The sequence below is a fragment of the Streptomyces sp. NBC_01012 genome, from assembly GCF_045162755.1.
GTDB lineage: Bacteria > Actinomycetota > Actinomycetes > Streptomycetales > Streptomycetaceae > Streptomyces.
The window spans coordinates 144226-165273 of record NZ_CP108688.1; the positions used below are offsets into that span (position 1 = coordinate 144226).

General features: G+C 70.9%; 9 protein-coding genes. 2 read left to right on the forward strand and 7 right to left on the reverse strand.

Annotated elements, in window-relative coordinates:
* From OG623_RS00610 to OG623_RS00640, 7 genes are all read right to left on the reverse strand, one after another.
* Positions 1 to 1701, reverse strand: coding sequence for an ABC transporter ATP-binding protein (locus OG623_RS00610; protein ID WP_406143264.1), 1701 nt, complete (start codon positions 1699 to 1701; stop codon positions 1 to 3).
* A complete protein-coding gene (locus OG623_RS00615) occupies positions 1688 to 12601 on the reverse strand; it encodes an amino acid adenylation domain-containing protein (protein ID WP_406143266.1) in 10914 nt (3637 codons plus the stop codon). Before OG623_RS00615 ends, OG623_RS00610 begins: the two co-directional genes overlap by 14 nt.
* 110 nt (positions 12602 to 12711) lie before the next feature.
* Positions 12712 to 14517, reverse strand: a complete 1806-nt coding sequence (locus OG623_RS00620) for an ABC transporter ATP-binding protein (protein ID WP_406143268.1) — start codon at positions 14515 to 14517, stop codon at positions 12712 to 12714.
* A 43-nt stretch (positions 14518 to 14560) separates the two neighbouring features.
* Positions 14561 to 15613, reverse strand: coding sequence for an iron-siderophore ABC transporter substrate-binding protein (locus tag OG623_RS00625; protein WP_406143270.1), 1053 nt, complete (start codon positions 15611 to 15613; stop codon positions 14561 to 14563).
* Between the two features lie 115 nt (positions 15614 to 15728).
* Positions 15729 to 16553: an ABC transporter ATP-binding protein gene (locus OG623_RS00630; RefSeq protein ID WP_406143272.1), complete on the reverse strand. Its 825-nt coding sequence runs from the start codon at positions 16551 to 16553 to the stop codon at positions 15729 to 15731.
* Positions 16554 to 16612: 59 nt separating this feature from the next.
* On the reverse strand, positions 16613 to 17677 hold the full coding sequence (locus OG623_RS00635) for a FecCD family ABC transporter permease (protein ID WP_406143274.1): 1065 nt from the start codon (positions 17675 to 17677) through the stop codon (positions 16613 to 16615).
* Positions 17674 to 18732, reverse strand: a complete 1059-nt coding sequence (locus OG623_RS00640; RefSeq protein WP_406143276.1) for a FecCD family ABC transporter permease — start codon at positions 18730 to 18732, stop codon at positions 17674 to 17676. The genes OG623_RS00635 and OG623_RS00640 overlap by 4 nt, the downstream gene beginning before the upstream one ends.
* A 309-nt stretch (positions 18733 to 19041) precedes the next feature.
* Between OG623_RS00640 and OG623_RS00645 the strand changes: the two genes are divergently transcribed.
* Entirely contained in the window at positions 19042 to 19389 is a 348-nt protein-coding gene (locus OG623_RS00645) for a VOC family protein (protein WP_406143278.1), read from the forward strand.
* Positions 19390 to 19563: 174 nt separating this feature from the next.
* Complete coding sequence (locus tag OG623_RS00650) at positions 19564 to 21045, forward strand: glycosyltransferase (protein ID WP_406143280.1); 1482 nt, start codon at positions 19564 to 19566, stop codon at positions 21043 to 21045.
* The last annotated feature ends 3 nt before the right edge of the window (positions 21046 to 21048 follow it).

A 21048-nucleotide genomic window follows, 5' to 3' on the forward strand; every position in this document is an offset into this window, starting at 1 on the left:
TCACCGCGCCACCGCCCTGCAGTACGCCTCGTCCGACGCGAGGAGGTGACGATGCGTGTCGTCGGCCGTGACGGCGCCGTCGTCCAGGACGAGGACCCGGTCGGCGGCGTCCAGGAGGGCCGGGCTGCTGGTGATCACCACGGTGGTGCGCCCCTTGCGCAGCTTGGCGACGTTGCGCGCGATGAGCTGTTCGGTGACCGCGTCGACCGCGGTCGTCGGGTCGTGGAGAACCAGGACGTCGGAGTCGGCTGCGAGGGCGCGGGCCAGGGACAGCCGTTGGCGCTGCCCCCCGGAGAGGTTCGCGCCCCGGTCACGGACACCGTGGTCGAGTCCCTCGCGGTGCAGGGCGACGACATCGGTCAGGAGTGACGCCTCCACGGCCTCGGGGACCAGCCGGCTCGCCCCCGACGGGTCGATGTTCGTACGGAGGCTTCCCTCGAAGATCTCGCCGTCGTAGGGGTTCACCAGCACCTGCTCGCGCAGGGCCTCGACCGACAGCTCCCCGATCTCCCGCCCGCCGACCCGTACGGCCCCTTCGTACGCCCCTGGCGGGACGTTCACCCCCAGGATCGCGGCAAGATCGGCCGCGGCGCGTGGCTGGTAGGGGGCGATCGCCACGAACTCGCCCGCGTGCACCCGGAACGTGAGCCCGTGCAGGGACCCGTACCCGACACCGTCGATCTCCAGGTCCCCGCCCGCTTCCGGACGCGCCTCGCCCGGCGCCGCCAGCGGTGGCGCGGCGAGCACGAGTGCCATCCGCTCCGCCGAGGCCCGCGCCATCATCACGTACTTGGGCATCTCCGAGAACATCTTCAGCGGTTCCATGATGAACTGCGCCAGGCCCACGGCCATGACGAGTTCCCCGATGGTGATGCGGCCTCCGTAGGCCAGCCAGCCCGCGGTCAGGGTCACGGCTGCCGCGAGGACCGCGTTGAGGGCCAGTGCCACGCCCGCGTACACACCGTTCACCCGGGCGACGGTGATCGCCTGACGCCTCGCCTCGCTGCTGACCCTCCGATAGGTCAGGAACGCCGTGTGGTTGCCGCCGAAGCCGTGCAGCGGGCGCAGGCCGGTGATCAGGTCTGCGACCTTGGCACCCGCGCGCGCCACCCTCGCCTGCTGTTCGCGTGTGCTGGAGCCGATCCGTCTGGACATCACGCTCAGGACGGACAGGATCGCCACGGTACCCACGACCACCAGCAGACCGAGTCTGAGATCGGCCAGGCCCAGCGCGACCGAGGCGACCACCACCGCGACGAGCGAGCTGACCAGGAGCGGCACGACCTCGACGATGTCGGCGGTCTGGTCGGCGTCCTCGGTGGCGATGGTCAGCACCTCGCCGGACTTCAGACCGACGTCCCTGGCCACCGGCTGGAGTCCGCAGGCCGCGACCCGCACCCGCCAGCGGTGCGCCTCGGTGGTGTTGGCCTTCTGCAGGACACGCATCCCGAACCGCCACGACAGCGAGACGGTCGTGATGATCACGGCAAGCGCGGCGATCGACAGGCCGAGCGAGCCGAGGCTGCGGTCCCGCATGGTGTGCTCGACGATCAGGCCGAGCGCGATGGGGAAGGCGGTCTCACCGGCCTGGTAGAGGCCCATGAGGACGGTGCCCCTGACCACCGCGCCGGCGTTACGGCGCAGTGCGGTACGGAGGATGTCGGCGCCCGGGCGAGGCCGTCGCACGTCAGGTGTTGTCATCAAGGTGGCGCGCAATCGCTTCCGGGGTTCGAAGGGTGAGCAGATCACGGATCGTGATCACAGGACCGTACTCCCGGCGGAGCAGCCCGACGAGCCGCACCGCCAGCATGGAATGGCCGCCGAGGGAGACGAAGTCGCTTACGGCGCTGACCTCGTCGTCGTCGAGGTCCAGTGCCTCGGCGAAGAGTTCGCACACCACCGTCTCGGTCTCCGTCTCCGGCCCGCGCTCCCCTCCCGTGGTCAGCACGCCGAGCGGCCTCGCCTCGGGCAGCGCCTTGGTGTCGGCCTTCCCGTTCACGGTCAGCGGGATGCTGTCGACCTGGGCGTAGTGCGTCGGGCGCAGGAAGTCCGGCAGTCCCGCGCCCACATCGGCGGCGACCTCCGCGAGACCCGAGCCGCTCAGCACCAGATAGGCGGCCAGCCGGTGGGCACCGTCGACCTGCGGGTCGGGCTGCGCCACGGCGGCGGCGAAGCGCACCGCGGGATGTGCGGCGAACGCGGCCTCCACCTCGCCGGGCTCGACCCGGTGGCCCCGGATCTTCACCTGCTGGTCGGTGCGGCCGAGGTACATCAGATTCCCGTCGGGCCTGCGCGCCACCAGGTCCCCCGTGCGGTACATGCGCTCGCCGGGCGCGCCGAAGGGGCAGGCGACGAACCGGTCCGCGGTCTGGGCGCTCTGCCCGAGATAGCCACGCGCGATGCCGATGCCCGATACGTACAGCTCGCCCGGCACGCCGTCGGGCAGCGGCCGGAGCCAGGGGTCGAGCACGTACACATCGGTGTTGTCGATCGCCACGCCCACCACCGGGTCCTGGCATTCGAAGGTGCCGACGCCGAGGGTGTTGATGGTGTACTCGGTGGGTCCGTACAGGTTGTAGCCCGCCGTCCCCTCGGTCTCCGCGAGTCGCTGCCACAGTGCCGGGGTGACGGCCTCCCCTCCCAGCAGCACCAGCGCGGGCCGTCGCGCGGGGTCGTCCAGCAGGCCTTCGGCGACCAGCTGTTGCGCGTAGGTCGGGGTCACGTTGACGACGTCGATGCCGTGCTCCGCGCAGTACGCGACCAGTCGGGGAGCGTCACGGCGCAGTTCCTCGTCGCAGATGTGCACCTCGTGTCCGTCGGCGAGCCACAGCAGCTCTTCCCAGGACATGTCGAACGCGAAGGACACCGTGTGGGCGATCCGGAAGGTCCGGTGCCCGTGTTCCGCGAGGACCGGTTCGAAGATCCGGCGCTGATGGTTGATCAGCATGTTGGTGAGCCCGGCGTACTCGGTCACCACGCCCTTGGGCTTGCCGGTCGATCCGGAGGTGTAGATCGTGTAGGCGGGGTGCCGCAGGCGGTCCGGGGCTTCGGGCGTGAAGGTCACGAAGGGGTCCGCGTCGGGCAGGGGCCGGTCGAGTGCGATCAGGTCACCGGTCAGCCGCGGGGACACCGCGCTCACGGTGAGGATCACGTCCGGGCGTGCGGCGTCGATGATCGCGGCGATCCGCTCGTCGGGGTGATCGAGCTCCAGCGGCACGTACGCCGCGCCGGTCCGCAACACGGCGAACAGGGCGACGATCGAGTCGAGGGAGCGCGGGACGGCGAGGCCCACGGTCGTCTCGGGGCCGATGCCCCGCCGCACGAGCACACCGGCCACCGCGCGGCTGCGGTCGCGAAGCTGCTCGAAGGTCATGGCGGAGCCGTCGGCGACGAGGGCGACCCGCTGCGGGTCCTGGCCGGCCGCCCGGTCGAAACGGTCGACGACGGTGTCCGTGCCGATGTCCGTGCGTACGGCGGGCTCGGGTTCGGGGCCGGGGCCGCGCAGCCGTCCGAGCGGTCCGGACGACCGGGTCAGCCGGTCGAGCACGCCGAGGTAGTCGTCGAGGAGGCGGCGGGCCTTTCCGGGGTCGCCTTCGCGGTGCTCCAGCTTGACCGTGAGCCGGTCCCCGGGGGTGACGACCCAGGTGTACGGATAGTGCGTCGAGTCGTCGGCCTTCACCTCCGCGATGCCGTGCCGGGCGTTCATCGCGGCGAACGCGTCCATGTCCAGGAAGTTCTGAAGCACGAACAGGTTGTCGAACAGGGTGTCGTGTCCGCCGGCCCGCTGGATCTCACCGAGCCCGAGGTGCTCGTGCTCCATCGCCTCGACCCTGGCCGCCTGGACGGCCGAGAGGTACTCCTTGACCGTGTCGTGCGCCCGTGCCCGCGTCCACATCGGAACGGTGTTGAGGAGCACCCCGACGATGCCCTCCAGGCCCTCGCCCTCCCGTCCTGAGACGGTCACGCCGAACACGGCGTCGCTCCGTCCGGTGTGCGCGCCGAGCAGGAGTCCGAACGCACCGGTCAGCACTGTGTTCAGTGTGACGCCGTGCGCCTTGGCCGTCTCCCGGACGAGTTCGGACTGCCCGGCCGAGAGTGTGTGTACGAGCGCGGGCGGCAGGCCGTCGTCGAGGGCCGGTTCCGGGCCGGCCAGGAGTGTCGGTCCGGTGAGCCCGGACAGGTGCTCCCCCCAGAAGCGCTCCGACACCGCGGGGTCACGGGCGTCGAGTGCCCTGGCGTACTCCTCGAAGCTCGGTACGGCCGGGACGGCGACCGGCGTCCTGCCCTCCAGAATTTCCTGGTACGCGTCGAACAGGTCGCGCAGCAGGATCTCTCGGGACCAGCCGTCCCACAGCAGCAGGTGATAGCTGAGCAGCAGGCCGTCGCGCCCGTCGGGCAGACGCAGGACGGTCAGCCGGATCAGTGGTGGCTCGCCGGGGTCGAATCCCGTGTCGCGGTCCCTGGCCCGCAGCGCGTCGACCTCCGCGTCCGTCGTCAGCCGCACCGTACGGACGTCGACCCGCCGGCCCGCCGAGAGGACCTGGACGGGGTTGCCGTCGTCGTCGGTGGTGAATCCCGCGCCCACGGCCGGGTGCCGCGCGATGACGTACGCCATCGCATCGGACAGCGCGTCGGTGTCCAGGCGCCGGTCGAAGCCGAAGTAGCTCTGTGCGACGTAGTGTCCGGCCGGGCCCGCCATCTGGGCCTGGAAGTACAGGCCCCGTTGCAGCGGGGTGACCGGTGCTGTGCGCTCGGCCGTGGCGGCCGCGTCCGCGAGGGCTTCGAGTGCGTCGCGCCAGTGGCCGGTCAGCGCGTCGGGAACACCTTCGGCGAGCGTGAAGGCCGCGTGCAGGCTTCCGGTCGTCGCGTCGGTCCACGCGTTGACCTCGACGGCGTACGGGCTGTGCCCTTCGCCGCCGGTGATGTGCGGGACCTGGGACTCGCTCCCCCGGCCGAGGTAGTTGAACAGCACCTGCGGGCGGGCCGTCAGCAGGGGCGCCGTCTGCGGGTCGAGGTACCTGAGCCGGCCGTAGGCGACGTGTCCGTGCTCGTCGGGCTGGCGTGCGGCGACCTCGCGCGCCGCCGCCACGGGATCGGTGTGCGCGCTCAGCCGCACGGGGGCGATGGAGGTGAACCAGCCGACCGTACGGGTGTAGTCGTGATGTTCGAGAGCGGGTACACGGCCGTGCCGTTCCAGCTCGACGGCGAGGTCGGTGGGCATCGGCTGAATGTGTGTCAGCGCGGCTCTGAGCGCCCCGCACAGCAGCTCGGTCAGGCCGACACCCAGTGCGGCGGGCGCGGTGCGCGTCAGCCGGTCGCTCACCTCCGGCGCGAGCACGACGGTGGTCTCGCGCCACCGCTCGGCCTTCGGGAGCGACGCGGGCGCCTGGAGCGTGGTGAGCCAGTGGCCCAGGTCGCCGGTGGGGCGGGCGGCACCGGAGCTGAGGGCTTCGGCGTACTCGGCGTAGGACGTGGTCGGCGGTGGCAGCGTCTCCCCGCGCAGGGCGGTGGCCAGGTCGTCCAGGAGGATCAGCCAGGAGACGGAGTCGACGGCGATGTGGTGGACGGTGACCACGAGCGTCCGGCTCGGCTCCAGCCACGAGAACGCGATGAGGTCGCCGGACTCGGGGGCGAGTCGGCCGGCCGCCTCGTTCGCCGCGGCCGTCGCGTCGGTGGTCTCCGTACGCACCACGGTGATCTCACGGGCGGGCTCGGTACGCAGCGCCCACACCCCGTGCTCCACCTGGAGCCGGAGCCGGAGAGCCGGATGTGCGGCCACGACCGCGTTCGCGGCTGCCTCGACGTCGGCGAAGCCGGTTCCCTCGGGCGCCGCGAGTGTCCTGGCCTGCGCGAACCGGGCGAGCGAGCCACCCAGTTCCCGCTGGCGCAGGATGATCGGCGTCAGGGCGAGCGGACCGTTCTCACGGGTGGCCGGCACGGGCGAGGCGGCCTGCGCCGTACGGGATCCGAGGTGCTCGGCGAGCGCGCGGGGTGTCCTGTGCAGGAACACGTCACGGGGTGCGATGGACAGTCCGAGCGCCCTGGCACGGTTGATCACGGTGATGGCGACGATGCTGTCGCCCCCGGCCGAGAAGAAGTCGGTGTCACCGTCCGCGGCGAAGGATCCTGGCAGGGTCTCGGTGAAGATGCCGACGAGCGCGGCGAGCGCGGACCCGTCACTCGGGGCGGTGGGCCCGGGGGCGTCCTCGGCGGCGCGTTCGGCCAGGGCCTTGCGGTCCAGCTTGCCGTTGACCGTCAGCGGCAGGGCGTCCGCCCGGAGCACCCGGCCGGGCACCATGTGCGCGGGCAGCTTCGCGGACAGCCGGTCCATGAGGTCGTCAGGCACCCGGCCCACGACGTGCGCGACCAGGTGGTCACCGCTGTCCGCCACGGTGACGGCCACGTCGACGACCCCGTCGGCCTCCCTGACGGCGGACTCCACCTCACCGAGCTCGATACGGAATCCCTTGAGCTGCACCTGGTCGTCGGCGCGGCCGGCGAACTCCAGCTCGCCGTCGAGGGTGCGCCGGGCGAGGTCACCCGTGTGGTACATGCGGGAACCGTCGTTCGCGAACGGGTTCGACACGAACCGACCCGCCGTGAGACCGGCCCTGCCCAGGTAGCCGAGCGACACCTGGTCACCGGCCACGTAGATGGCGCCCACCCGGCCCGGCGGCACCGGCCTGAGCCGGTCGTCGAGCAGATGGACGGTCAGGCCCGGGATCGGGCCGCCGATCGGGCTGACGTCGCCGTCGAGGTCGGCGTCGTCGAGCACCCGGTGGGTGACGTGGACGGTGGTCTCGGTGATGCCGTACATGTTGACCAGCTCGGGCGAGAGCGTGCCGTGCCGTTCCACCCAGCCGCGCAGCCGCGCGGGGTCCAGCGCTTCGCCTCCGAAGATGATCCGGCGCAGCGCGGGCAGGGGTCCGGGGGCGTGCCGGTCGGCCTCGACGAACTGGTAGAAGGCCGAAGGGGTCTGGTTGAGCACGGTCACTCCGCGCTCCCGGACGAGCCGGTGGAAGTCCACCGGGGAGCGGGTCACCCCGTAGTCGGGTACGAGCAGTTCGGCGCCGTGCGCCAGCGCGCCCCACAGCTCCCAGACCGCGAAGTCGAAGGAGTAGGAGTGGAACTGGACCCAGACGTCCTGCGGGCCGAAGTCCATACCGGGTCCGGTGTTCCCGAGCAGCGTCACCACGCCGGCGTGCGGGACGACGACCCCCTTGGGCCTGCCGGTCGATCCGGACGTGTAGATCACGTACGCGGGATCGTGCCAGCCGGGCCGGGTGGCCGGCACGGGCGCGGGCTCGCTCTCCCCCGAGGGTTCCTCGGCCTCCTCGCCCAGCACGAGTACGCGGGGCGGGGCGCCCTCTCCCCGGCCCAGCAGTTGTGCGAACCGGTCGCGCTGGTCGGGGTCCACGAGGACGACCTGCGGGGCGGCGTCGGTGAGGATGTACTCCAGTCGTTCGTCCGGGTAGGCCAGATCCAGGGGTACATACGCGCCGCCCGCAGTGACGATCGCCACCAGGGCGACCACCTGTTCGAGGGAACGTGGGACGGCGACGGCGACGCGTCGGCCCGGACCCACTCCGGCCGCGCGCAGGGTCGAGGCCAGCGTGCTCTTCGCGTCCGCGAGTTCGCCGTAGGTCAGGGACCTGGCTGTGCCGTCGAGCGCGCAGTGGGTGACGGCTGTGGCCCCCGGGTCACGGTTCGCGGCGCTGTCGAACAGTGCGTCCAGGGTCGTGCGGGTGATGCGCGCGGGGCGCCCCGTGTCCTCGGGCGCCACAGTGCCGATGGGGGTGTCCGGACGGGTGAGCAGGCCGGTGAGGGCCTCGGTGAACGTGCGCAGGATCGCCTGGACGCTCGCCTCGCGCAGCAGCTCCCTGTCGTAGATCAGGTTGAAGCGGGGGCGGCCCGCCGGGGTGCGCTCCACGACCAGCGTCAGGGGGTAATGGGGTGCTCCCTCGTTGACGATGGCGGTGATGGCCAGTTCATCACCCGGCTCCCGCAGAGCCGCCACGTCGGTCGCCACGTCGAAGACCACGAGGGTGTCGAACAGGGCACCGCCGCCCGTGCGGCGGCCGATCCTCGCCAGCGAGACGTGCTGGTGCGCCAGGACGGCGCTCTGGTGTTCGCGCACCGAGACGAGCAGCTCTCGCGCCGTGCTGCCTTCGTCCCAACGGGCGCGCAGCGGGATCGTGTTGATGAACAGGCCCACCATGTCCTCGATGCCGGACACTTCGGCGTCACGACCTGACACGGTGGAGCCGAAGACCACGTCCCTGCCCCGCAGGATGCCGCCCAGGGTCACGGCCCAGGCGCTGTGGACCGCCACGCTCAGCGGCACGCCCGCCGACCGGGCGGCGGCGTCGATGTCGTCGTCGGGCTCCACGGCGGTGTCGGCGAACCGGTCGGAGGGGGTGTGCCCTTCCGCGACCAGGGAGGGTCCTGGCAGACCGGCGAGCTGCTCGCGCCAGACCCGGTCGCTCTCGTCGTCGTCGAGCTCGGCGAGCCGGCGTACGTAGTCGGGGAATCCGCCGAGCGGATACCGGCTGCCCGGCGCGTGGTACTCGCGCAGCAGGGCACGCAGCATCGGCGGCACGGACCAGCCGTCGGCGATGATGTGGTGCACGGTCTGCACCAGCACGTTCCTGCCGGAGCCCGCGCGGATCAGTGTGTACCGCATCAGCGGTCCGGTGGCCAGGTCGAAGCCTGCGCGGCGGTCCCGCTCGGCGTGGTCGCGGATCTCGGCTTCCGTGATGCCGGGGCGGTCCAGGGTGATGAAGGGCGCCTCCACCCCGCTCTCCAGCACGGAGACCACGCGCCCGTCGGCGAGTGCCACGAAGCGGGCGGCCAGATTCGGGTACAGCGTGAGCAGCCGGGTCGCCGCCGCTGCCAGCCTGCCCGCGTCCACCTCGCCCTCCAACGTGAGCAGTTGCTGCTCGACGTAGCTGCCGGCCGAGTCCTCGTCGAAGACCGAGTGGAAGTAGAGGCCCTCCTGCAAGGGGGTCAGGGGCAGGATGTCCCTGAGCTCAGGGCCGTCCAGGGCGTCGACGTCCGTCTGGGTGAGCGGCACCAGGGCGAAGTCGCCGGGTGAGTGGCCGCCTTGCTCCAGCGCGGAGAGGCCGGTCAGTGCCTCGCGCAGATATCCGCAGATGGCCGCGATGTCCTGGTCGGTGAACATCCCGTCGGGCCAGGAGACCGTGGTGACCAGCTCGTACGCTCCGTCGGACGCGGGTTCGGCGATGGCGTTGAACTCCAGGGCGCGCGGCAGGCGCATCCTCGGGTCACGCCTCTCGCCCAGCTGCCCGGTGGCGCCCGCGAACTGCCAGGCCCCCGAGGTGCCCGAGTCGAAGCGGCCCAGGTAGTTGAAGAGCACCTGCGGGGCGGCGGGCCCTTCGAGTCCGGTGTCGGTCAGATACCGCAGGACGCCGTAGGGGAGGCCGTTGCCCGGCACCCGGCCGAGGTCGTCCTTGACCGACTTGAGCGCGGCGGCCAGATACGCGGGGGCGGTGAGGTCGGCCGCCGCACCTGGATCCACGACCACGGGGAACAGGGTGGTGAACCATCCGAAGGTGCGGGACAGTTCGGGTTCGTAGCCCGCGGTGTCCGCCAGGAACCGCCCCTCGCGGCCGTGGCCCTCCAGCTCGATGTGCGCGAACGTCTGGTCCTGGCCCAGGTCGCGTCGCCACCTGGCGAGTGCGACGGCGAGCCCGGTCAGCAGGACGTCGTTGACGCCCGCGTGGAACCTCGCGGGTATCTCCCCGAGCAGCGCCGCCGTGGCCTCAGGGTCCACGGAGACGGTCCGGCTGCGCTCGCGGGCGACGGTGTCGGTCCCGGCCGGTGCCCGCCTGCCCAGCGGTCCGTCCGGTCCCGGCAGGGGACGCTGGAAGGCCGCACGGTCGGGTGCGAACCCGGCGGCCTCCAGCAGCTGCGTCCAGCGCCGGAACGACGTGCCCACCGGGGGCAGCTCCAGCGGCTCGCCGGAGGTGAACTGCCGCCAGGCGGTGGCCAGGTCGTCCATGAGGATCCGCCAGGACACGCCGTCGACGACCACGTGGTGCACGACGACGACCAGCTGCCGTGCGGCCCGGCGCCAGACGGCGCGCAGCATCACACCGCGGTCCGGGTCGATCGCCTCGGTGGCGAGCTGCACACAGGCGTCGAGCGGCAGTTCGCTCTCCTGCCACCCGGGGGTGGTGCCGTCCGACTCGGGGATGTCGAAGCTCCAGCGGTCGCCGCGCACCAGCACGGCGCGCAGCATGTCGTGCCGGCCCGCCACAGCGGTGAGGATCGCGTCGAGGGCCTCGGCGGTGAGATCTGCCGGAGTGTTCAGCACGACCGACTGCACGAAGCCGTCGATCGCGTCCGTCGTCTCGCCGAGCCAGCGCACGATGGGCGATCCGGCGACGGAGCCGGTCGCCTCGTCGCCGTGTTCCGCGGTGGAGGCGTCCTCCCGGCTCACGACCGCCGCGAGCGCGCCCACGACGCTGTGGGTGAAGATCTGCTGCGCCGTGACGTAGAGACCCTCGGCGCGCAGCGCGCTCAGCAGGGAGATGGCCAGGATGCTGTCGCCGCCGAGCCGGAAGAAGTCCTGGTCGACACCGACCTCGTCCAGCCGCAGCACCGACGCGACCGCGGCGCAGACCAGACGCTCGCTCTCGGTGGCGGGGGCCAGGACCGAGCCGTTCCCGGTCACCGGCTCCGGCAGCGCGGCCCGGTCGACCTTGCCGTTGGCGGTGAGCGGGAACTCCTCCAGCACGACGACATGGGTGGGCACCATGTACTCCACCATGTGCTCCTCGGCCCACGCCCTGACCTTGTCGCGGTGCAGATCCTCGCTGCCGGCGGCCGGGATGACGTAGCCCACCAGATAGGTGCCGCCCGCCGTGTTCTTCTTGGCGACGACGCAGGTGTGCCGTACCGAGGGGTGTTCGGCGAGGCCCAGCTCGACGTCCTCGATCTCCAGCCGCATCCCGCGGATCTTGACCTGGTTGTCGGCCCGGCCGAGGAAGTCCAGCGAGCCGTCCGGGGCGAACCGTGCGAGGTCACCGGTCCTGTACAGCCGGGACCCGTCGTCCGCGAAGGGGTTCGCGATGAAGCGGGACGCCGTCAGACCCGGCGCGTTGACATAGCCGCGCCCCAGCAGGAAGCCACCGGCGTACAGCTCGCCGCCCACCCCGACCGGGACGGGGCGCAGCTCGTCGTCGAGCACGTACAGCTGGGTGTTGGGGTTGGCCCTGCCGATCGATGTCGACAGGCGCTCGGCCTCGCCCCGGTAGACGACGTGCGAGACGCCGATCGTCGTCTCGGCCGGTCCGTAGCCGTGGTACAGGGGGATGCCGAGCCTGGTGCGGAAACGCTCGTACAGTTCGGGGGTCAGTACCTCGCCGCCGCACCACACGTGCCGCAGGGTGTTCAGCCGCCCGGAACCGCCGTCCATCTCCAGCAGCACGTCCAGCATGGACGACACCAGATAGGTGAAGGTGACGCGCTGTTCGGACAGCACGCTCAGCAGATGGTGGGGGTCTCGTTCGCCGCCGGGCCGCAGGACCACGAGCCGGCCGCCGCACACCAGCGGCAGGAAGATCTCGTTGATCGAGATGTCGAAGGACAGGGGCGCCTTGAAGAGGGACGCGTCGTCATGGCCGAAGCCCAGCATCTCCCGGGACTGCCACAGGAGGCGCTCGCTGATGGCGTCGTGCCGGATCATGGCGCCCTTGGGCCGGCCCGTCGAACCGGACGTGAAGATGACGTACGCCAGTGCGGCGCCGGGGACGGTGACCTCGGGTGCCTCGCAGGGGTACGCACCGAGGCGCCAGTCGCCGAGGTCCACGGGCACCGCTTCGGGTTCGCCGCTCCGGTGCTCGCCCGAGTCGTTGAGCTGGAGCACGGCACGGGCGTCCTCGATGACGACGGCCCTGCGCTCGGCAGGCCACTGCGGGTCGAGCGGCACGAACGCGCACCCGGCCTGGAGCACGCCGAGGAGTCCGATCACCATGTCGGCCGAGCGGCCCAGCGAGATGCCGACGACCTGCTCGGCGGTGAGCCCGCGTTCGATCAGATGGTGGGCCAGTTGACCGGAGTACTCGGCCACTTCACGGTACGTCAGCGTACGGTGCCGGTCGACGATCGCCACGGCGTCCGGCCTGGTCCGGGCCTGCTCGCGGAACATCTCGACGACGGTCGGGCGGATCCGTTCGGTCCCGGTGTCGTTCCACTCGGCGAGAGTCCTGATCCTGGCCTCCGCGCCGACAGGGCCGATGGTTCCGAGGGGACGGTCGGGGAAGTCCGCGAGATCGTCCAGCGCGAGCTGCGCGTCGGCGGGCGTGACGCCTTCGGGGACGGGGACACTCCGACCCTCGCCGCCGGCCTGCCGACCGGCCGGTGCCGTGTCGCGGTCGCCCACCCGTCGAAGCACGTCGGTGAAGAGAGTGCCGTCGGTGAGGCCCATGTCCTCGGGGCCGCGGCCCGTCGCCCAGTACGCCAGGGCGATGGCGCACGCCTCGACGACGGTTCTGTCGGAATGGTCACCGGTGCGCCTGCGTATGCCGTCCAGACCCGCGGGGGACAGCGCTACCGGGCGAGCTGTGGGATCCGTCATCGGAGACTCATCGTCCTTCCAGCGTGTGAACGTGGGACCGACCTCAACCAGGTGCGAGCACCTGGGTGTGAATAGCGGGTGCGACTGCCGGGTGTGACTGCCGGGTGTGACTAACTGCCCTCGCGCCAGGCTCTCCACAGCCGGGCGTACCGTCCGCCCAGAGCCACGAGCTCCTCGTGGGTTCCCTGCTCCACCACGCGGCCCTCGTCCAGCACGGCGATCCGGTCCGCCGCCATCGCCTGGGTCAGCCGGTGCGCGACGAAGAGCGTGGTCCTGCCGGAACACGCCGCCCGTACGGACCGCTCCAGTTCGGCGGCGCCCTCACTGCCGGCCTCCGCCGTCGACTCGTCCAGCACCACGACGGGCGCCCGGTTCAGTACGAGCCTGGCCAGGGCGATCTGGGCGACCTTCGTGACGTCCAGGCGTTCACCCCCCTCGCCGACCGTGGTGCCGAGGCCGTCGGGGAGCGCGGAGACCCAGTCCCCGGCGCCGACCGTGCGCAGGGCGTCCATGAGTTCCGCGTCGGTGGCTCGCGGCGCGGCCAGCCGCAGGTCGTCGGCGAGCGGACCGGAGAACACGTGCGTCTCCTGGGTCAGGATGCTCACCAGGGCCCGTGCGTCCGCCTCGTCCATGTCGGCGAGGTCCTCGGAACCGACGCGCACCGAACCGGTCTGCGGACGCCCGATGCCCGCGATCAGAGCGGCCAGGGTGGACTTGCCCGCGCCCGTCGCCCCCACCAGGGCGAGCGAGCCGCCGGCCGGGATCGTCAGGCTGACGTCACGCAGGACGGGGTCCTCCGCCCCTGGATAGCTGAAGGTCAGCCCTTGGACCGTCACCGGGTACTCCGCGACGTCCATGGGGCCTTCCGATGCGTCGGATGTCGCGGAGGCATGGCCCACCAGCCGGTCCTCGGAGGGCTCCCCCAGCACCCCGACCAGCCGCGTGAGGCTCGCGCCCGACTTCTGCGCCTCGTCGAAGGTGAACATGATGGCGCCCAGCGGGGTGAACAGCCGGTGGAACATGAGCGGCGCCGCCGACACGTCGCCCAGGGTCGCGGCGTCGTTCTCCAGCAGGACGTAGCCCACCACGAGGATCAGGACCAGACCGATGAACTCGGCGCGGTTCTCCCGTCCGACGAACCGGCCGAAGATCCGGAAGACGTCGATCCCGAGATCGCGCACGCGCCACGACCTGGCGGTGACCTGCTCACGGAAGGCGCCTTCGAGGCGGTAGGCCCGTACGGTGTCGATCCCGTTCAGGCCGCTGATCAACGCCTGTGCGCGGTCTGCCTGGGCCACCCTCTGCCGCTGGTAGAGCGGGGCGGACCGGGGCAGATACCAGCGCAGGGCCAGAGCGTAGGCGGGCAGTGCGCCGGCGCCCGCCAGACCGAGCCGCCAGTCGAGCCCGAACATGCCGACGGTGGCGATGGCGACGAGTACGCCCGCCGAGAACACGGTGGGCACTGCGGTCCTTATGCCCTTGGAGATCACGGCGACATCGTCACCGACCCGCGACAGCACATCGCCCCGGCCGACCTGTTCGATCCGTGTGCTCGGCATACCCAGCACCGCACGGACGGCGGCTTCCCGCAGCCGTGCGAGGAGATCCGCGCCGAGCCGCCCGATCAGATACGTCGACACCGCCGTGGCCGCGGCACCGAGCAGCGCGGCGGCTCCCATCAGGATTCCTGTCGTGACCAGGACCGAGCGCCCGTCTCCGTCGACCACGCCGTCGACCACACGGCCGAGCAGGAGCACGGGGAGCACCTGGAGCGCCGCCCCGGCCACCGTGGTGAGCACGGTGGCCGCGGTCAGCCACGGCACTTCGCGGCAGCGCGCGGCGACCCAGCGGGTGGCCTCGCCGCCGGCCGCCGTGCGCAGGGCGGCCGGGGCGATGTGGGTGGCGGTGCTGGTCACTCGGGAACCGGACCGCGTCGATGTCGGGACCGGGCGGCCCGCATCACTGGTCGACCGACTTCACGAGCTCGTCGATCGCGTACGGCAGGGAGAGCAGGGTGCCCTGGGACATGGCAGCGCCGACGGCCGGGCCCTCGCTGTCCAGCAGGTACGACACCTTGCCGTCCTTGACCGCGGACAGGTTGGCGAACAGCTCGGACTTCTTCAACGCCTCCTGGTCCGCCTTGTCGTTGATGACGAAGATGCGGTCGACGTCGATCAGGTCCATGCGCTCGGGCGAGAGCTTGGTGAAGAACTTGTCGCCGGCGATCTCGTCGATCTTCGTCGCACCCTTGAAGCCGATGCCCGTCACCAGCCGTCCGCGTACGTCGGTGGTGGTGAACGGCGCGACCGAGTCCTCGTACCAGGACAGCGGTACCGCGGTCTGGTCGGCGAACTCCGGGTGTGCTTCGCGGGCGGCGTCGAGCTTGCCCTGGATGCCCTTCACCAGTGCGGCGCCCTCGTCCTCCTTACCGAGCGCCTTGGCGATGTGGACGGCGTTGTCCTGCCAGGGCGCGCTGAAGAGTTCCTTCTCGCCCTTGGTGCGGCCCACGGTGGGGGCGATCTTCGAGAGTTTGTCGTAGGCGGCCTTGTCGATCTCGGAGTAGACCGCGACGATCAGGTCGGGCCGCAGGGCCGCGATCTTCTCGTAGTTGGGTCCTGAGTCGCCGTTGCTCATGACGACCTCGGGGCGGGTGTCGCCCCACTTCTCCTTGGCCCAGGGCCACTGGGTGTTGATGTCGGGGGACTTGCCGGCCGGGTTGGGGTACTGGTCGACCATGCCGACGGGCTTGATGCCGAGCGCGAGGATGGCCTGGTCGTCGGTGTACCCGACGGAGACGACCCGTTCGGGAGCCTTGGTGATCTTCGTCGATCCGAACGCGTGCTCCACGGTCACCGGAAACACGCCCGATGAGGCGGCCGGAGCCTTGTCGCTCGCCGTGTCCTGCGAGTCGGAGCCGCATCCCGCGAGGAGGGCGACGCCGAGCGTCACCGCGGTGATGGCCGCAGCCGGCCGCCGCCATGGCTTGTGGAACGTCGATCTGTGGAAGAGCATCCGGAATCCCTTGCTTTCGCGCTGTCCGCTTCACCCCGCACGAGGGCAGCCAAACCATATCCGCGCCGAGTGAGGTTAGCCTAGCCTAACTGACGTTATTTTCGTTGCCCGAACCTCAGTTGAGCTGCACATGAGTGCGCCCGATGGGCACGATGAGCGGGCGGTCGCCCACCGGGTCGTCGATCACCTTGGCCCGCAGCCCGAACGCCTCCTGCAGCAGCTCGGCCGTGATCACGTCACGCGGGTGCCCCTGCGCCAGGATCGACCCCTCCCGCATGACGACGAGATGGTCGCTGTAACGGGTCGCCAGATTGAGGTCGTGCAGCACCATGACCACCGTGCGGCCCGACTCGTGCAGGTCGTCCACCAGATCGAGCACATCGATCGCGTGCGCCAGGTCCAGGTACGTGGTGGGCTCGTCCAGCAGCAGCAGGTCGGTGCCCTGGGCCAGCGTCATCGATATCCAGACGCGCTGCCGCTGCCCTCCGGACAGCGAGTCGACCGGCCGGCCGGCGAGTTCGGACACCCCGGTCATCTCCAGCGCGCGCTCCACGACGGAGGCGTCGTCCGACGACCACTGCCGTAGCCAGCTCTGGTGCGGATGCCGCCCTCTGGCGACCAGGTCGGCCACTGTCAGCCCTTCCGGCGCGACCGGGGCCTGCGGCAGCAGGCCGAGCTTCCTCGCGACATCCCTGGTCCTGAGCTCGGAGATGTCCTGACCGTCCAGCACCACCGCCCCCGAGGACGGCTTGAGGAGCCGTGTCAGGGTGCGCAGCAGGGTGGACTTCCCGCAGCCGTTGGGGCCGATGATCGTGGTGATCAGGCCGGGCGGGACCGTCACGTCGAGGCCGTCGATGACCGTACGGTCGCCGTAGCCGACCGTGACATCCTTCGCCGCCAGCCGTGCGACGTCACCGCCCGCCGGGCCGGTCTTCGTCATGATGTGCTCAGCGCTCACAGGTCCCCCCGTTGTCCGGTTCGTACACGTCGTTGCGTCAGCTATCTGAGGTTGGCCCGCACCAGCAGATATACAAGGAAGGGCCCGCCGATCGCGGCCGTGACCACGCCGACCGGAAGGGTGATCGGCAGCGCCGAACGCGCGGTCAGGTCCGCGCCGATCAGCAGCAGCGCGCCGACCAGACCTGAGGCCACCAGCGGCGGTGTCGGGTATCTCGCCAGGCGCATCGCCACCTGGGGCGCGACCAGCGCCACGAACGGCACAGGACCGGCGGCGCTCACCGCCGCGGCGGCCAACAGGACCGCGCACAGCAGCAGGATCGCCCGCACCCTGGAGAAGCGGACGCCCAGTCCCGCCGCGACCTCGTCACCGAGGTGCAGGGGCTTGAACTGGAAGGCGGCGCCCGCCACGACCACCATGAGGACGAGCGTGCACCAGAACACGATCCGGACCTCGTCCCACGACCGGTTGTCCAGCGAACCGACCAGCCAGGCCTGGGCGCGCGCCACGTCCCGGATGTCGGCCGTGGTCAGGAGCCAGGTGGTGATCGCCTCCATCACGGCGGTCACCGAGATGCCGATGAGGATGAGCCGGAAGCCGTCGATCCCGCGCCGCCAGGCCAGGAAGTACACCAGGAGACCCGTGCCGAGGCCGCCCAGGAGCGCCGCCGCCGACAGGCCCACGGTGCTCACGACGGCGGCGGTCGCCCCGCCCGACACCGTCACCAGGAACACCGCGACGGCACTGGCGCCCCCGGTGATCCCCAGGATGTCGGGGCTGGCGAGCGGATTGCGGGCCACGGACTGCGTGATCGCCCCCGACACCCCGAGGGCGAGGCCCACCAGGAGCCCCGCCAGGGCACGTGGCATCCGCAGATCCATGATGACGAATTCGTCCACCTGCTCGCCCCGGCCCAGGATCGTGGCGATCACCCGGGACAGGCCGATGGGGAAGTCCCCCACCCCGATGGACAGACAGAACACCAGGAAGGTGGCAGCCGCCAGCAGCAGCGTGACGCACACCATCCACGGCCGCCAGACGAACGACACCTGGCCCAGCCGCACGCCGGGCGCCGCCCGCCGCTCCACATCCGTTGTCCCGTTCATGCGCTCCTGAACTTTCCTCGCCATACGAGAGCCGCGAAGAACGGGGCTCCGAGGAGTGCCACGACGACACCCACGCTCAGCTCTCCCGGCCGCACCACGACGCGTCCCACGATGTCGCACACCAGGAGGACACAGGCGCCGAGAAGGCCCGCGTAGGGGACCAGCCAGCGGTAGTCGGGTCCGGTCAGGTACCGGGCGATGTGCGCCACCATCAGTCCGAGGAACGCGATGGGGCCGCATGCCGCCGTCGCCGCTCCCGCCAGCAGGGTGATGGCGACGATGCCGACGGTCCGGCTGAGTGCGATGTTCACACCGAGACCGCGCGCCACGTCGTCCCCCAGGTTGAGCAGGTTGAGGGTGGGCAGCGTGGTGAGCGCCAGCACCACGCCGACCGCGATGAACGCGGTCACCGGCCAGATCACGTCGAAGCCGACGCCGGCCACGGATCCCGCGTTCCAGAACCGCAGCGCGTTCAGGGACTTCTGGTCCGAGAGCGCCACCGCCGTGGTCATCGCCGCGAGGAACACCGTCACTCCCTGACCGGCCAGTGCGAGCGTCAGCGGGTTGCCCGCCCCCCGGCCGATGCTGGAGAGACCGAACACGACGACTCCGGCGACGGCCGCCCCGATGAAGGCGAACCAGACGGACTGGAAGGGGTCGGAGAAGCCGAGGACCGCGATCACGGTCACCACGGCGAACGAGGCTCCGGCGTTCACGCCGAGCAGCCCGGTGTCCGCGATCGGGTTGCGTGTGTACCCCTGGATCAGCGCCCCGCCGATCCCCAGCGCGATGCCCGCGACGATCGCGAGGACCGTGCGGGGCACCCGTACGGTCTGCACGATGAGCCTGATCTCGGTGAGCCGCCGGTCGCTGTCGTGCCCCGCGAACAGCCCGTGCCACACCTCCCCCGGGCTCAACGCGCGTGCGCCGACGGCCAGCGACAGGGCCGCCCCGGCCACCAGGACCACCACCAGCGCAACCAGGCCCACAAGTCGTCTTCCACGGGGTCCTGTTGTGCCCCTGGGAGCGGAACGCTCCACTGCAGTCGCGCTCATGTCGACGTACGTTATCCCTTTGATCTTCATGGACGGCACGGGCACCGGGCATCCGCGCCCGGCGTGCTCGTGCCGGAGTGGACGTCGGCCGCCTGCCCCTGCGCGACCGCCCGGACCTCGTCGGACCGTCGGTAATTTAGGTGAGCCTAAGCTCATCCTGGGGAACTGTCGATAGCGCACAGAACGGGCTGTCCGACACCAACCCCCATAAACAAGGCGCCGATGGCCCACGATCTCGCGTGCGCACCCGTGCCCCTGCGGACAGAATGCGGGGGCACGGTCCCATCCGCCCGTCAGCAGGAGTGCACCATGTCCATCCGCCGCGTCATGCCGGACATCCACTCGCAGGACCTGGAGGAGAGCCGCGGCTTCTACGAACTCCTGGGGTTCCAGGAGGTCATGAACCTCGGCTGGGTCATGACGCTCGCCTCCCCCTCCAACCCCACGGCACAGGTCACCTTCATGAGCCACGACAGGACGGCGCCGGTCATCCCCGACATGAGTGTGGAGGTGGACGATGTGGACGCGGCCTACACGGTCATGCAGGAGAGCGGCGCTGAGATCGTGCACCCCCTGCGGGACGAGGAGTGGGGAGTGCGCCGGTTCTTCGTACGCGACCCCGACGGCCGCGTGGTCAACGTGGTGGGCCACCGCTGATCCGCCCCGCCCGCTCCTCCTCCCGCGCCGGGCGTGCGCCGTTCGTGCGAAAGAGCCCGACGGCCCGCGCGTCCGGAGCGGGAGGAGGAGGACTTCACCACCGGATGCGCGACTGTGGTGCCCGGAGCGAGCCGGATCCCCGGCTCCGGGTACCAGAGCGTCCGGAGGTGTCGTGTGGCCGGCCTTCAGCTGTCGGTCGTCGTGCCCTGCTTCAACGAGGCGGAGGGCATCACTTCCTTCCACAGGGCGCTGACCGCCGTCCTGGAAGGGCTCGATGAGACATTCGAGATCTGCTACGTCGACGACGGCAGCAACGACCGCACACGGCTGCTGATCGGCGCGTTCGCAGCCGGGGACGAGCGGACCCGCTACACGGCGTTCAGCCGGAACTTCGGCAAGGAGGCGGCCATGCTCGCCGGTCTCCGCATGGCGCGGGGCGCCGCCGTGGTGATCATGGATGCCGATCTCCAGCATCCGCCGGAACTCATCCCGCGCATGCTCGAACTGCACCGGCACGGCTACGACCAGGTCATCCCGCGTCGTGACCGGTCCGGCGATGGCATGGTCCGCAGCGCCCTCAGCCGTGCCTACTACGCCGTCGTACGCCGCTGTGTGGACGTGGAGCTCCTGGACGGAACCGGGGACTTCCGCCTGCTGTCCCGGCGGGCGGTCGTGAGCGTCCTGTCCATGCCGGAGAGCAACCGCTTCTCCAAGGGGATCTTCTCCTGGATCGGCTTCGACACGGTCAGCTTCCGCTACCGGAACAGCGCGCGCGTGGCGGGCCGCTCGAAATGGGGAAACAGACGCCTGCTGAACTACGGCATCGACGGGCTCCTGTCCTTCAACAACCGCCCGTTGCGCCTGGCCATCTACACCGGCTTCTGGGTCTTCCTCTCGGCACTGGCGTACGCGGTGTGGACGGTGGTGACCGTCGTGCTGCACGGCGCCGACACACCGGGATACGCCACCCTGCTCACCGCGGTGGTGGCGCTCAGCGGCATCCAGCTGGTGACCCTCGGGGTGATCGGCGAGTATGTGGGCCGCATCTATCACGAGGCGAAGCACCGTCCGCCCTATGTCGTGCGGGAGACCGACGAGAGCTGTCCCGTACTGTCGGACCGCCCGCCGCCCCGGCTGAGCGACGGGCTGGACGCACCCGCCCCGTCCCGGACCCGCACCGCCCGCCAGTTCGGCAGTTTCGTCCTGGTGGGGTGCGTCAACACAGCGGTCTATCTGGGCGTCTACGCCGCCCTGAACCGGTGGATCCCCTATCTGACCGCCCATGTCCTCGGCTACGCGGTCAGCATCGTGTGCTCGTTCCTGCTCAACTCCTGTGTCACCTGCCGGACGCGGCCCACCTGGCGTGCCTTCGTGCGCTATCCCGTGTCGAGCGCCGTCAATCTCGTGGCGTCGGGCGCTCTGCTCTACGGCGCGGTCAGCGGTCTCGGCATGGACAAGAATCTGGCCGCGCTCGTCGCCGGTGTCCTGGTCACCCCGGTCTCCTTCCTGCTGGCCCGGTGGGCGATCATGTCGGGCCGCCGCGAGGTCACGCCCCCGGGCGTACGGGCACGGGAACAGCGGGTGGGCGCACGGGACCGTGCCCTGGGCGCCCCGGCCCCCGACCATCTTCCCCTCCACGCCTCCGAGGACCGGTGAACA

Bases quoted from the DNA above. Each gene is read 5' to 3' on its own strand.
- OG623_RS00610 (WP_406143264.1), bottom strand. From the start codon at position 1,701: ATGACAACACCTGACGTGCGACGGCCTCGCCCGGGCGCCGACATCCTC.
- OG623_RS00615 (WP_406143266.1), bottom strand. From the start codon at position 12,601: ATGACGGATCCCACAGCTCGCCCGGTAGCGCTGTCCCCCGCGGGTCTG.
- OG623_RS00625 (WP_406143270.1), bottom strand. From the start codon at position 15,613: ATGCTCTTCCACAGATCGACGTTCCACAAGCCATGGCGGCGGCCGGCT.
- OG623_RS00630 (WP_406143272.1), bottom strand. From the start codon at position 16,553: ATGACGAAGACCGGCCCGGCGGGCGGTGACGTCGCACGGCTGGCGGCG.
- OG623_RS00635 (WP_406143274.1), bottom strand. From the start codon at position 17,677: ATGAACGGGACAACGGATGTGGAGCGGCGGGCGGCGCCCGGCGTGCGG.
- OG623_RS00640 (WP_406143276.1), bottom strand. From the start codon at position 18,732: ATGAGCGCGACTGCAGTGGAGCGTTCCGCTCCCAGGGGCACAACAGGA.
- OG623_RS00645 (WP_406143278.1), top strand. From the start codon at position 19,042: ATGTCCATCCGCCGCGTCATGCCGGACATCCACTCGCAGGACCTGGAG.